General features: G+C 66.0%; 12 protein-coding genes. 6 read left to right on the top strand and 6 right to left on the bottom strand.

From position 1 onward, the window contains the following. Nucleotides 1–142: 142 nt before the first annotated feature. Complete coding sequence (locus JOE57_RS17920) at nucleotides 143–373, top strand: DUF7455 domain-containing protein (RefSeq protein WP_204920002.1); 231 nt, start codon at nucleotides 143–145, stop codon at nucleotides 371–373. A 455-nt stretch (nucleotides 374–828) separates the two neighbouring features. Here the strand turns inward: JOE57_RS17920 and JOE57_RS17915 are convergent, their stop codons facing one another. The 3 genes from JOE57_RS17915 to JOE57_RS17905 form a co-directional block, all read right to left on the bottom strand. Beyond that, nucleotides 829–2,250: an RNA polymerase sigma factor gene (locus JOE57_RS17915; protein WP_204920001.1), complete on the bottom strand. Its 1,422-nt coding sequence runs from the start codon at nucleotides 2,248–2,250 to the stop codon at nucleotides 829–831. A 189-nt stretch (nucleotides 2,251–2,439) separates the two neighbouring features. Then, the gene (locus tag JOE57_RS17910; RefSeq protein WP_204920000.1) at nucleotides 2,440–2,832 is read right to left on the bottom strand and encodes a universal stress protein; all 393 of its coding nucleotides are present in this window, start codon (nucleotides 2,830–2,832) and stop codon (nucleotides 2,440–2,442) included. Next, entirely contained in the window at nucleotides 2,832–4,307 is a 1,476-nt protein-coding gene (locus JOE57_RS17905; RefSeq protein ID WP_204919999.1) for a glutamate-cysteine ligase family protein, read from the bottom strand. Before JOE57_RS17905 ends, JOE57_RS17910 begins: the two co-directional genes overlap by 1 nt. A gap of 130 nt (nucleotides 4,308–4,437) precedes the next feature. On the opposite strand from JOE57_RS17905, the gene JOE57_RS17900 reads away from it, so the two are divergent. From JOE57_RS17900 to JOE57_RS17880, 5 genes are all read left to right on the top strand, one after another. Next, nucleotides 4,438–5,271: a thioesterase family protein gene (locus JOE57_RS17900; RefSeq protein WP_204919998.1), complete on the top strand. Its 834-nt coding sequence runs from the start codon at nucleotides 4,438–4,440 to the stop codon at nucleotides 5,269–5,271. Nucleotides 5,272–5,649: 378 nt separating this feature from the next. After that, nucleotides 5,650–6,201, top strand: a complete 552-nt coding sequence (locus JOE57_RS17895) for a DUF6529 family protein (RefSeq protein WP_204919997.1) — start codon at nucleotides 5,650–5,652, stop codon at nucleotides 6,199–6,201. Further along, nucleotides 6,198–6,695, top strand: coding sequence for a Rieske (2Fe-2S) protein (locus tag JOE57_RS17890; protein ID WP_204919996.1), 498 nt, complete (start codon nucleotides 6,198–6,200; stop codon nucleotides 6,693–6,695). The genes JOE57_RS17895 and JOE57_RS17890 overlap by 4 nt, the downstream gene beginning before the upstream one ends. 57 nt (nucleotides 6,696–6,752) lie before the next feature. After that, nucleotides 6,753–8,915, top strand: a complete 2,163-nt coding sequence (locus JOE57_RS17885; protein ID WP_204919995.1) for a S9 family peptidase — start codon at nucleotides 6,753–6,755, stop codon at nucleotides 8,913–8,915. A gap of 95 nt (nucleotides 8,916–9,010) precedes the next feature. Then, nucleotides 9,011–9,970 (top strand): sigma-70 family RNA polymerase sigma factor, encoded by a 960-nt coding sequence (locus tag JOE57_RS17880; RefSeq protein WP_204919994.1) that lies wholly within the window; start codon nucleotides 9,011–9,013, stop codon nucleotides 9,968–9,970. An 85-nt stretch (nucleotides 9,971–10,055) separates the two neighbouring features. Here JOE57_RS17880 and JOE57_RS17875 read toward each other — a convergent pair whose 3' ends face one another. The 3 genes from JOE57_RS17875 to JOE57_RS17865 all read right to left on the bottom strand — a co-directional run bounded on the left by JOE57_RS17875 (nucleotide 10,056) and on the right by JOE57_RS17865 (nucleotide 13,212). After that, a complete protein-coding gene (locus JOE57_RS17875) occupies nucleotides 10,056–10,883 on the bottom strand; it encodes a carbohydrate ABC transporter permease (protein WP_204919993.1) in 828 nt (275 codons plus the stop codon). After that, nucleotides 10,880–11,803 carry a carbohydrate ABC transporter permease gene (locus tag JOE57_RS17870; RefSeq protein WP_204919992.1) on the bottom strand — a complete coding sequence of 308 codons (924 nt, stop codon included), beginning with the start codon at nucleotides 11,801–11,803 and terminating at the stop codon, nucleotides 10,880–10,882. The genes JOE57_RS17875 and JOE57_RS17870 overlap by 4 nt, the downstream gene beginning before the upstream one ends. 83 nt (nucleotides 11,804–11,886) lie before the next feature. Beyond that, nucleotides 11,887–13,212: an ABC transporter substrate-binding protein gene (locus JOE57_RS17865; RefSeq protein WP_204919991.1), complete on the bottom strand. Its 1,326-nt coding sequence runs from the start codon at nucleotides 13,210–13,212 to the stop codon at nucleotides 11,887–11,889. Nucleotides 13,213–13,326 lie beyond the last annotated feature (114 nt).

Here is a 13,326-nt window from a genome sequence, read left to right as displayed (position 1 = left end):
GATGCGTGACAGGTCCATTCGTTACACGACAGACACGGATCCGAGACGCAGATCGGGAACAATGAGAGCCAGATTGGATGTTGACTAGTAGGAACGGCTGTATCACTGCATCCGTCCCACAACTCACAAGAAGTACGAATGAATGGTTCGGACTCCGAGGAAAGAGAGGCCTATCGTGAGCACCACAGTCATCGAAGGAGCTGCTTTGAATGCGGCCGATCGTTGCGACCGTTGCGGCGCGCAGGCCTATGTTCGGGTGACTCTCGCCGCCGGTGGCGAGCTGTTGTTCTGCGCCCACCACGGCAAGCTGCACGCCGACAAGCTCAAGCAGGTCGCGTTGCAGATCCACGACGAGACGGAGCGCCTCGGCTGAGCCTCGGCGACCACCGCAGACCTGACGAAGCCCTCACCGGGAGACCGGTGAGGGCTTCGTCGTCCTCCGACGTGCTCTGAGACCTTGGAAGGGCACCTCCGCCCTTCACGTGCCCTGAGCCTGCCGAACGGCACCTCCGCCCTTCACGTGCCCTGAGCCTGCCGAACGGCACCTCCGCCCTTCACGTGCCCTGAGCCTGTCGAAGGGCACTTCCGCCCTTCACGTGCCCTGAGCCTGTCGAAGGGCACTTCAGGCAGCCCTTCGACAGGCTCAGGGCGCGTACCAGCCCATACATGTGGCGCTCGCCCTTCGACAGGCTCAGGGCGCGTACCAGCCCATACATGTGGCGCTCGCCCTTCGACAGGCTCAGGGCGCGTACCAGCCCATACACGTGGCGCTCGCCCTTCGACAGGCTCAGGGCACGGGGTGCTCGGCACAGTTGGGGGCGATGGAACTCAGTCCAGGTAGTCGCGGAGGACCTGGCTGCGGGACGGGTGGCGCAGCTTGCTCATCGTCTTGGACTCGATCTGACGGATCCGCTCACGGGTCACGCCATAGACCTTGCCGATCTCGTCCAGCGTCTTCGGCTGGCCATCGGTCAGACCGAAGCGCATCGAGACGACGCCGGCCTCACGCTCGCTGAGGGTGTCCAGCACGTCGTGCAGCTGTTCCTGCAGCAGGGTGAAGCTGACCGCGTCGGCCGGAACGACCGCCTCGGAGTCCTCGATCAGGTCGCCGAACTCGGAGTCGCCGTCCTCACCGAGAGGCGTGTGCAGGGAGATCGGCTCGCGGCCGTACTTCTGGACCTCGACGACCTTCTCCGGGGTCATGTCGAGCTCTTTCGCCAGCTCCTCCGGCGTCGGCTCCCGACCGAGGTCCTGCAGCATCTGCCGCTGCACCCGGGCCAGCTTGTTGATGACCTCGACCATGTGTACGGGAATCCGGATGGTGCGCGCCTGGTCGGCCATCGCCCGCGTGATCGCCTGGCGGATCCACCAGGTGGCATAGGTGGAGAACTTGTAGCCCTTGGTGTAGTCGAACTTCTCGACCGCGCGGATCAGACCGAGGTTGCCCTCCTGGATCAGGTCCAGGAACAGCATGCCGCGGCCGGTGTAGCGCTTGGCCAGGCTGACCACCAGTCGCAGGTTGGCCTCCAGCAGGTGGTTCTTGGCCCGCCGGCCGTCCTCCGCGATCCAGTCGAAGTCCTCGGCCTGGCTCGGCTTGATCTTGAACTTCTCGTCGTTGATCTTCTCGTCAGCGAACAGGCCGGCCTCGATCCGCTTCGCGAGCTCGACCTCCTGCTCGGCGTTCAGCAGCGCGACCTTGCCGATCTGCTTGAGGTAGTCCTTGACCGGATCGGCCGTGGCACCGGCGGCCATCACCTGCTGCTCGGGCTCGTCGGCGTCGTCGGCGTCGGACAGGCTGAAGCCCTCGTCCTCCACCAGCTCCTTCTCCAGGGTGGCTTCCTTGGCGGGCTCGAAGGCGGCCTCGTCCACGTCATCCAGGGTGCGCTTCTTGCCGCCGACGGTGAGGACGACCTCCTCGCCCTCGACCTCAACCAGCACGTCGGCTGTGACGGTGACTTCCTCGGTGCCGGAGGCAGCCTTCTTCGCCGCGGCCTTCTTGGCGGGCGCCTTCTTGGCCGCGGGTTCCTTCTTCGCGGCGGGCGCCTTCTTGGCCGGAGCCTTGGCCGCCTTGGCCCCGGTCCTGGTGGCCGCTGGCTCCGAGGGCGACTCGACAGCCTTCAACGGAGCCTTCTTGGCCGCCGCCTTCTTCGCAGGGGCCTTGTCAGCCGGCGCATGCACCTGACTGGCCTTACTCGTCGCTGCCGCAACAACAGAAAGCGTGGGATCATGGGCGTTTGAGCGGGGCGTCACAAAGAACCTCTCGGCATACCGGATATCGATCAGGGCAGGCAACACCACTTGGAAGTCAATAGGTGTTCCAGTTGTATTCTGACACGGCTTCCCAAATCTGCCGAACGCGGGCGCGCCGAGCGGACGGGAGTCTTTCGGATGCTGGGCCGTGGCCAGCCGTTCGGGACCGGCGTGGGAGCCGGGCAGGTGCTACTTCGGTTCGGCCTTGACGGCAAGCACCGGACACTGGGCGTCCAGGAGCACGCGCTGGGCGTTGCTGCCCAGCAGGAGCTTTCCCACCGGGGAACGACGGCGGAGCCCGATGACGATGAACTCGGCCCCGGAGGTGTCTGCGGCGTTGATGAGCTCCTCCGCGGGGTCCAGGGCGTCGGGCGCCTCACGCACCTCGTACGGCAGGCCCGACTTCTCCAGCTCGAGCTTCAAGGCCGCAACCTCGTCAGTCGGCGAGGTATGCACCACGATCAAACTCGAACGACGCAGGCCCGCCTCGACGATGGCCCGCTCGAGAGCGGCTCGCCCTTCGGCCTTCGATGAGTAGCCCACTACGATCGTCGAACGGCTCTCAGGACTCGCCTCAGCCATTACTCCACCTCCCAGGTGTGTACCGGTTCGTTGCTGTGCATCAGGTCCAGGTAGCTGCCGAGCATGCCACGCAGTGCCTCCCAACGGGAGTCCCCGGCCTGTTCCCGTCTGGCTACCTCCGCAGTTTGCCATGTCGCACCGTTCGCCGCACGCAGGCAGCGCCGCTCGATGATGCCGAGCAGCCGGTCGCTCTCCCCACCGGACACCCCCCACTTGGCCAACCCGGCGGCGGCCATCGGGATCAGCTTCCGGACCACCAGCTCGGTGGCCTTCACCTCCCCCACCTTGGGCCAGTAGACCTCCGAGTGGATGCCGTGCCGCACACCGATGGCGAAGTTGTCCGCGGCCGCGGCGAACGACATCTGTGACCAGATGGGGCGATCCTCGCTGGCCAGCTCCCGTACCAGACCGGCGAAGAAGGCCGCGTTCGCCATCGTGTCGACCACGGTGGGACCGGCCGGCAGCACCCGGTTCTCGACCCGCAGATGGGGAGAGCCATCGCTGATGTCGTACACCGGCCGGTTCCAGCGGTAGACAGTGCCGTTGTGCAGCCGCAGCTCGTCGAGTCGCGGAACGCCGCCGGCGTCGAGCACCGCGACCGGGTCCTCGTCGCTGCTGACCGGCAGCAGCGACGGGAAATACAGCGAGTTCTCCTCGAACAGGTCGAAGATCGACGTGATCCAGCGCTCGCCGAACCACACCCGTGGCCGCACGCCCTGGGCCTTCAGCTCATCACTGCGGGTGTCGGTGCTCTGCTCGAACAGCGGGATGCGTGACTCCGCCACCAACTCCTTGCCGAACAGGTACGGCGAGTTTGCGCAGATCGCGACCTGGATCCCGGCGATCGCCTGGGCCGCGTTCCAGTAACCGGCGAACTCCTCGGGGCTGACCTGCAGATGGACCTGGGTCGAGGTGCAGGCCGCCTCGGGCATGATCGTGTCGGAGATCATCTGCAGCCGTTCGACGCCGTCGATGATGATCTCGAGGTCCTCGCCTCTCGCTGCGAAGATCTGCTGATCGAGCAACGAGTAACGCGGGTTTTCCGAGACGCTGTCGAGGGTGACGTGCTCGGGACGCAGCGTCGGCAGGATGCCGACCATCGCGAGCTGGGCGCCGACCTTCTGGGCCCGGGTGCTCGCCTGGTTCAGGGCGTCGCGGACGGACTGCTCGAACGACGTGAGGCCGCCGTCACCGAGCCGTCGGGCGGGAACGTTGATCTCGATATTGAAGCGGCCCAGCTCGGTCTGGAACTGCGGGTCCGCGATCGCCTCCAGCACCTCGGCGTTGCGCATGGCCGGTTCGCACCGATCGTCGACCAGGTTGAGCTCGATCTCCAGTCCCGCCATCGGGCGCTCGAAGTCGAACCGCGACTCGGTGAGCATCCGTGCCAGTACGTCAAGTCCTTTGCGGACCTTCGCCCGGTGCCGTTTGCGATCCTCGCGCGTGAACTGTGTCGCGTCGACCTCTGCACCCATAGCGCCTATCCTCACGTATGGGAGGGGTCCGTGCGAGCCCTCCCAACCAATTGTCCCCCGCGTCCCACACCCGCCAGCTGCGTGGCATTCGAGCTCGGACCACGAATCCCCGTCCTGCATAGGAGTGCTCATGCCCCTCCCCGGCACCCCGGAAGCGGACGTCACCCTGGATCCGGACTCCGACAGCTTCTACCGGCCGCTGGGCGGGATGCGGTTTCAGCCGACGCTGCACAGCCAGGGTGCCTGGCAGCCGAACGAGCAGCACATGGGACCGGTGTCAGGCCTCATCGTGCACGCGGTCGAGGAGCATGTTCGCCAGCTCCATGTCGATGGAGATGATCTTCAGCTCTGCCGGCTCAGCTACGACATCCTGGGGCTGATCCCGGCGGGCCCGAGCGAGATCACCGTCGAAGTGATCAGACCCGGCCGGACGATCGAGCTACTCAATGCGACCATGATCGCCGGCGGTCGCCCGGTGGTGCTGGCCAGGGCCTGGCGGCTGTCGCGGCAGGACACCACGGAGGTCACGGGCGGTCTGCCTGAACCAATGCCCGCACCCGACACCTGGCCACTGTGGCGTGGCAGCGATGTCTGGCGTGGCGGCTACATCGCCGCGATCGAAATCCGGATCGAGCCTGGCGGTGCGCCGGGCCGGGTGCGGGCCTGGCTGCGAACGGACAAGACGCTGGTCGAGCAGGTCACCTCGAGCGACCTGGCTCGTTTCGTCGGCCTGGTGGACACGGCCAACGGCATCGCCACTCGGGTGCCGCCGGCCGAGTGGATGTTCCCCAACACCGATCTGAGCGTGCATCTCTACCGCACACCGGTCGGCGGTTGGGTGGGACTGGACACCACAGTGACGTTCGGCCGCACCGGTCTCGGGCTGACCTCCTCCACCCTCTACGACGAATCGGGTCCGGTGGGTCGGGCTGAACAGGTGCTCACGGTGCGCCGACTTCATTGATCGATCGCGGGCTGATGTATCGGGGGCTGGCGTATCAGGGGGCGTGGCTGGGGGCTCCTCCCAGTGACAGCCGGGCCGCGCCCGGCGCAGCTTCGTGTGAGGGGCACCGATGGGTCGTCGCAGTCCGATGGTCACGCTCGCCCTGGTCGCGCTGGCCTTCGCCGTCATGTTCCTGGTCAACCTGACCGCAGCCACGGTGCCTTACGCACCGCCCGGTGGACCCGCCTCGCCGGCCGCCTCGAGCTGGCGGCCCTCCGCACCACCACCAACGTCGGGCACCAGCCGGTCAACCGTGCGGGAGCCTCTTCGCCCCGTGAAGCCTCCGGATGTCCTCCGATGACCGGGACCGGTGGAACGCCTCCGCGCCGGGCTGCGGCAGTGAGCGAAGCAGACCATCGAGCTGCGGCGCCGGTCGGCCCCGTCGTGCTGGCGTTCGCGGCCGGGTCCGCGGTGTCGGTTGCGATGGGCGCCTACGCCGGCCTGCACCATCCCACCGGGACGGCGGTCAACCTGGCCGGGTTCTCCAGCCCGTTGGCCGTCAAGAGCTGGTTGGCGAGCATCTCCCTGCTGTTCGCCCTGATCCAGGTTCTGACCGCTCTCGCCATGTACGGCCGGCTGCCGCTCCGCGGACGCTGGGTCGCATTCGTCCATCGGTGGTCCGGCCGGATCGCGGTGCTGGTCGCCGTACCGGTGGCGGTGCACTGCCTCTATGCACTGGGGTTCCAGGGCTATCAGCCGCGCATCCTGCTGCACTCGCTGTTCGGCTGCTTCTTCTTCGGCGCCTTCGTCTGCAAGATGCTGGTGCTGACCCGGTCGAAGTCTCCCGGCTGGGTGGTCCCAGTGGTCGGCGGCGCCCTGGCAGCCGGGCTCACGATGGTGTGGTTGACATCGGCGCTCTGGTTCTTCAGCACCTTCGGGGTGATCCGATGAGTCGCACAGTTGCATTGGGGCCCCTCCCGACCTCCCCAGCCCCACTGCCCAGCCCCAGCCCGTTCCACCGATCTCGTCTCTCGCGCCGGTCGTTCCTGGCCGGCGTCGGAGTCTCCCTCGTCGCGACCGGTCCGCTGAGCGGCTGCACCCTCTACGGCCAGCCCCAGCAGCCGTCGCCCCAAGGGCCGCCAACTCAGCCCAGGCCTTCCGCAGGTGCGCTGGCCCTCGCATCGGCGATCCCGATCGGCGGCGGCGAGGTCTTCGACGGTCCGCAGGTGGTCGTCACTCAACCCACCCAGGGCAGCTTCAAGGCCTTCACCGCCGTCTGCACGCATCAGGGCTGTCTGGTCGGCAGCGTGACCGACACCATCAACTGCCCCTGCCACGGCAGTCGGTTCAGCATTGCTGACGGTTCGGTCGTCGCCGGACCGGCGTTGGCTCCGCTGGCTGCCCGGAAGATCACGGTCGCACACGGGCAGATCGTGCTGGGTTGACCCGGCTGCGGCCAATGCGGAGTCGGCGCACCGACCCAGGCTCACTAGGCTCTGACCATGTCTGCCGATGCGCGTACCACCAGCACGCCCGCCCCTCCGGTTGCCGAGCCGCGGCCCCAGATCCGCAGCCACCACGGTGACGACTTCGTCGACGACTTCGAGTGGCTGCGTGACAAGGAGAACCCGGAGGTGATCGCCTACCTCGAGGCCGAGAACGCCTACACCGAGAGCCGCACCGGACACCTCACCGGGCTGACCGACCAGATCTTCGGCGAGATCAAGGCGCGCACCAAGGAGACCGACCTCACTGTGCCGCTGTACGTCAGCCACGGCGCCAGCGACGACACCGCCAACCGGCGCGGCTACTGGTATTACACCCGGACCGTGGCCGGCGCCGAGTACGCCATCCACTGCCGAGTGGTGGCCGCCGATGCGAAGACCCCGCCCGACGTGGAGGGTGCCATCGCCGGCGAGGAGGTGCTGCTGGACGGCAACATCGAGGCCGAGGGACTCGACTTCTTCTCACTCGGGGCCTTCTCGGTCTCCCCCGATGGGCACCTGCTCGCCTACGCCACCGATACCACCGGTGCGGAGCGGTTCACCCTCAAGGTCAAGGACCTCAGAACGGGGGCGCTGCTGCCCGACCAGATCGAGGACATCGCCTACGGCGTGGCCTGGGCACGGAACAGCCACCTGTTCTACACCCGGGCCGACGACGCGTGGCGCCCGTACGTGGTGCTGCGTCACCGCCTCGGCACCGAGGTGAGCACCGACGTGGCGGTGGCGACTGAGCCCGACGAACGGTTCTGGATCGGGGTCAGCTCCAGTCGGGACGAGAACTGGATCGTGATCGGGGCCGGCAGCAAGCTGACCTCCGACTTCTCGCTGCTCAGCGTCGACGATCCCGAGGGCCGGCCGCGACTGGTCGCTCCGCGGCGACAGGGCGTCGAGTACGACGTCGAGCCCGCCGGCGACCGGCTGCTGATCGTGCACAACGACGGCGCCGAGGACTTCTGTCTCGCCGAGGCGCCCCTGGACGCCACCAGTCACGAGCAGTGGCGAACGGTGCTCCCGCATCAGCAGGGCGTCCGGATCAACTCGGTCGCGGCCTACGCCAGCCATGTCGTCGTCTCGCTGCGCCGGGCCGGTCTCAGCGGTCTGCACGTGATCCCTCGGGGCGCGGACGGCAGCCTCGGTGCCGGCTCCGACATCGCGTTCGACGAGCCGATCTACACCGTCGACTCCTCGGGCGGCCCCGAGTACGAGACGGACACCATCCGGTTGGACTTCGGCTCCCTGGTGACCCCGGCCTCGGTCTACGACTATGACCTCAACACACGCACGATGACGCTGCTGAAGCGCACACCTGTGCTCGACGATCCCATCTTCGGTCCCTACGTCCCGGCCAACTACGTCGAGCGCCGGGAGTGGGCCACCGCAGCCGACGGCACTCGGATCCCCCTCTCGGTGGTGCACCGTGTCGACGTTCCCCGAGACGGCAGCGCACCGGCGCTGATCTACGGCTACGGCTCGTACGAGATCCCGATCGACCCGAGCTTCGCCGTCTCGCGGCTGTCGCTGCTGGACCGCGGGTTCGTCTTCGCGATCGCCCACGTGCGCGGCGGCGGCGAGATGGGCCGCAGCTGGTACGAGAACGGCAAGATGCTCACCAAGAGGAACACGTTCACCGACTTCGTCGCCTGCGCCGAGCACCTGATCAGCAGCGGCTACACCTCCGCGGACCGGCTGGCCGCCCGCGGCGGCAGCGCCGGTGGTCTGCTGATGGGAGCCGTCGCCAACCTGGCGCCGGCCACGTTCCGGGCCATTCATGCACAGGTCCCGTTCGTCGACGCTCTGACCACCATCCTGGACCCGGACCTGCCGCTCACGGTGATCGAGTGGGAGGAGTGGGGAGATCCGCTGCACGACCCTGAGGTGTATCGGTATATGAAGTCCTACACCCCGTACGAGAACGTGCGGCCGGTGATGTATCCCGCCATCCTGGCCACCACCAGCCTGAACGACACCCGCGTGTTCTATGTCGAACCGGCCAAATGGGTGGCGCAGCTGCGCCGGACCGCTCTGAACGGGGCGGACCGGCCGATTCTGCTGAAGACCGAGATGGTGGCCGGGCACGGCGGCGTCAGCGGCCGGTACAAGAGTTGGCGCGAGACGGCCTTCGAGTACGCTTGGATCATCGACCAGGTCACCAGCGGATAAAACCCCAGGGACCATTTCAGGGTTTCTTCAGGGTGATCGAGGAATCCTTCATGCCCTCTCACGCGTTGTCATTGTTGAAGGCAACGAAAGGGGCCATGGTGGTATCAAGCACCGCAACTCGTACCCGAGTATCCGAAGGAATTGACGGCAAGGATGCAGTCGGTCTCTACCTCGACGGCATCGCGAAGACCCCTCTGCTGACGGCCGAGGAAGAGGTTCAGCTTGCCAAGGCCATCGAGATCGGGCTGTACGCCGAGCACATACTCTCTGGTGACGTCACCGCTGCCGAACGCGGCAAGCGTGCCAAGCGCCCCACCAAGGCTGAGCTCGAGTTCCTGGTCGACGAGGGCCGGCGGGCTCAGCAACGGTTCATCACCGCCAACCTGCGGCTGGTCGTCTCTGTGGCACGCAAGTACGGACGCTCGCAGATGCCCCTGCTCGACCTTGTCCAGGAGGGGAACACCGGGCTGATCCGGGCCGTGGAGAAGTTCGACTACACCAAGGGCTTCAAGTTCTCCACCTACGGCACCTGGTGGGTGCGGCAGTCGATCAGCCGTGGCATCGCCCAGCAGGGCCGGATCGTCCGGCTGCCCGTCCACGTGGCCGAGCAGGTCAACCAGGTGGGTGCGGTCCGCCGGACCCTGGAACGCCGTTTCGGTCGCGATCCCGAGCTGTTCGAGATCGCCGACGAGATGGGTCTGGAGACCGAGCGCGTGCTCGACCTGATCCGCTACGGCCGAGACCACGTGTCGCTGGACGCACCGGTCGAGGAGGGTGGCGACACCGCGCTCGGCGACCTGATCGCACGCGAGCCCATGCCGGGCCCGGATGAGGTCTACCTGGATGCCGAGGAGCACGCCCGGCTGGAGGCACTGCTCGACCAGCTCGACGAACGGTCGGCCGACGTCGTCCGACGCCGGTACGGCCTGCTCGACGGTCGGCAGGCCAAGCTCGCCGACATCGGCGCCCTCTGGGGCATCACCGCCGAGCGGGTCCGCCAGATCGAACGGCACGCCATCGCCAAGCTGCGTGGAAAGAGCGTCCTCGCGGCCTAGCCCTGACAGGCTCCCCCCTGGAGAAACACTGATCCGCCCCTCGTCAACCCGAGGGGCGGATCAGTGCTTTCGGGCGAGCTCGAGTTCAGCCCTTTACCGCTCCCGACGTCATCCCGGCGACGATCTGCCGGTTGAAGAACAGGAACATGATCAGCGGCGGAATGGTGATCAGCAGGATGTTCATGAACAGCAGGTTCCACTGGGTGCTGTACTGGCTCTGGAAGTTGTACAGGGTGAGCTGCACGGTGGCGTTCTCGTCGCCGGGCAGGAAGTACAGCGGGTTGGTGAAGTCGTTGAACACGCTGACCGAGGTGACCACGATGATCGTCACGGTCACCGGTCGGAGCAGCGGCAGCACGACCCGGAAGAACAGCGGGAGGCCCGAGCAGCCGTCGATGATGGCAGCCTCATCCAGTTCTTTGGGGATGGTGGAGATGAAGGCCCGGTACAGCAGGATGCAGAACGACATCCCGAACGCCACCTCCACCAGGATCAGCCCCGGCAGCGTCTTGAACAGGTGCATGCCTTGGAGGACCCAGATCGTCGGCACGACGGCCGGCGGGATGATCAGACCGGACAGCACCAGCAGGTTGATGAACCCGGTGAATCTGGTGATCCGACGTTGCAGCACGAAGCCGACCATGGCCGAGAGGACCACCATGATGGCGACGCTGGCCACCGTCAGGATGGTGCTGTTGATGAAGGCGGTGATCAGCATGTAGTCGCGCTTCTCGATCACCTCGGTCAGGTTGTCGATCAGGTGCAGCTCGGTCGGCCAGGAGAACTCCATCTTCGCGGCCTCGCGGCGGTCCTTGAGCGCCGTCACGAGGATGAACGCGAACGGGATGATGAAGACCACCACTGAGATGAAGATGGCGAGGCTGGTCAGCCCGATCTTCTTGAACGTTCTCATCGATCGACCTCATTCCGATTCAGGAACCAGTTCAGCGGGACGGCGATCAGTGCGACTACGGCGAAGAGCACCACGTTGCCTGCGGTCGACAGGCCGTAGAAGCCGGCCTGGTACTGCTTGTAGATGACTGAGGCGATGACGTCCGACGTGAAGCCTGGGCCGCCGCGGGTCATCGCCCAGATCAGCTCGAACGACCGCAGACCACCGATCAGCGACAGGATGATGACGGTCACCGTGGCCGGGCGGGCCAGTGGCAGCGTGATGTTCCAGAAGTTCTGCAGGGAGCTGGCGCCGTCCACCTTCGCCGCCTCGTAGTACTCCTGCGGGATGGAGACGATGCCGGCCATGTAGATGACCGTGGCCAGTCCGACCCCCTTCCAGACGTCCACTCCCGCGATGGACAGCAGCACCAGCTTCGGGTCGGTCAACCAGTACGGCCCGTCGATGCCGAACAGGCCCAGCGTGGTGTTGATCAGACCCTTGGTCGGGTGCATCAGGACGCTGAAGGTGATGCCGACGCCGATGGTGGACACCAGCACCGGGAAGAAGATCACCGACCTCAGATACCCGCGTCCCACGATGGTGGAGGTGAGCAGCACGCCCAGCAACATGCCGATCACCACCTTGGCGCCGGAGGTCACCACCGCGAAGATCAGCGTGTTGGTCAGGCCCTTGACCAGGAACGGCTCCCGGAAGAAGGTCTTGAAGTTCTGCAGCCCGATGAAGTCCCAGTCGAAGATCGTCCAGCGCGTCAGGCTGAAGAAGAACGAGGCGAACGTCGGGACGATGAAGAGGACGAGATAGATGGCCGCTGCCGGCAGGTAGAACCAGGACGAGTAGGGGCTCTTGATCCGTCTGGGGCCCTGTTGCGTCACCTGGCCCTTGTTCTTGCTGGTCGAGGTGGCCGTGGTTGTGGCCATGATGCCTCCCTGGAAGAGCGGAGACCGGCCCTGCCGGCTGGCAGGACCGGTCTCCGAAATGCTGTGGACGGGTAGGGGCTGACTTACCAGCCTTCGAGGCCCAGTTGCTCCGCCTGCTTACGAACGTCCTCGTCGTAGAGCTTGGCGCCCTCTTCTGCCGAACGGATGCCTGAACCCACCTCAACGGTGATCTCGGACAGGGCCGGGCCCTTGATCGGCGAGACGAACTCCAGCGCCGGTGACGTCGCGCCCTCGGTCTGGAAGTACTTCTGGATGTCGGTGACGATCGGCGGCACGTCCGACGGCAGCTCGCAGCCCTTGACCACGTACGGGCCGGTGAGGCCGCCGGCCTTCGACATGGCGGCGCAGCCGTCCGGGCTGGCCACGAAGCCGAGGAACTCCTTGGCCTCCTTGGGATGCTTGCTCGCCTTCGGGATGTAGAGCGCACCCGGGAACCAGACGGTCATGCCGTTACTGGCCGCGTCCTCACCCGGCATGGCGAAGAAGCCGACATCATTGACGTTGTCGGTGTAGGTCGTCTGCAACAGCGCCACCGCCGAGCTCAGCATCGGATAGTGCGCGCCCTCGCCGGTGGCCACCATCCGCACACCGTCGTCATAGGTCGCAGAACCGAAGTCCTTGTTCCAGTACCCGGCCTTGAAGAGCTCCTCCTGCACCTGGAAGCCGCGCAGAGCCGCCGGGGTGGTGGCGTACTTGGCCTGATTCTTGGTGTACTTCTCGGCGAAGTCCGGAACGGCCTTCTGCACGTTGTAGTAGTCGGCGAGCACGAACAGCTGGGCCGTCCAGGAGTCCTTGTAGGTCTGGATCACCGGGGTCTTGCCGGCGTCCTTGATCTTCTTGTTGTTGGCCATGAACTCGTCCCACGACTTGGGCACGCTCAGGCCGAGCTCCTTGTAGATGGGGATGTTGTAGAGCACACCCCCACCGACGGTGGTGCCCCACGGCACGCCGTACTTGTCCTGCCCGGCAGTGACCACCGGATAGAACTTGGAGTCGACGTTGTCCATGTACGACTCGTCGGTGAGCGGGAGCAGGTTCTGCTTCGGGTTGATCGCCTGGAACAGGGATCCGGAGTTGTAGAGGAAGACGTCGGCCATGTCGCCGGTCGACAGTCGGGTCTTGACGATGTTGTCACCCTCGGTGCCACCCGGCCGGCTGTCGATCTTGATCTTCACATTGGGGTTCTTCTTGGCGTAGGCGTCGACCAGCGCCTCTGCCTGTGCCAGTGTCGCCTCGTCATTGCCCACCAGGAAGGACAGCTCGACGGTGTCCCCGCCGCCACCGGCTCCCCCGCCGCCGGAGCTGCAGCCCGTCAGCGCGAGGGAGAGCACCGACGCAGCGGCGATCGCCGCGGTCAGTGTTCGCTTGAGAGTTCGAGTTAGCACCATTACCTCCACATTGAGATGAATGACTGTCCGCGGACTAAGTGAAACGGTTCAATCGTGGGTTAACTTAAACATGCCCCCCTGACTCTGTCAACGATTCGGCGTAACGAATCCGCA

This window comes from Microlunatus panaciterrae (assembly GCF_016907535.1).
In the GTDB taxonomy this organism is placed as follows: Bacteria; Actinomycetota; Actinomycetes; order Propionibacteriales; family Propionibacteriaceae; genus Microlunatus; species Microlunatus panaciterrae.
Note: the sequence above shows the minus strand (reverse complement) of the source record. Positions and strands in the feature narration are given on the sequence as shown.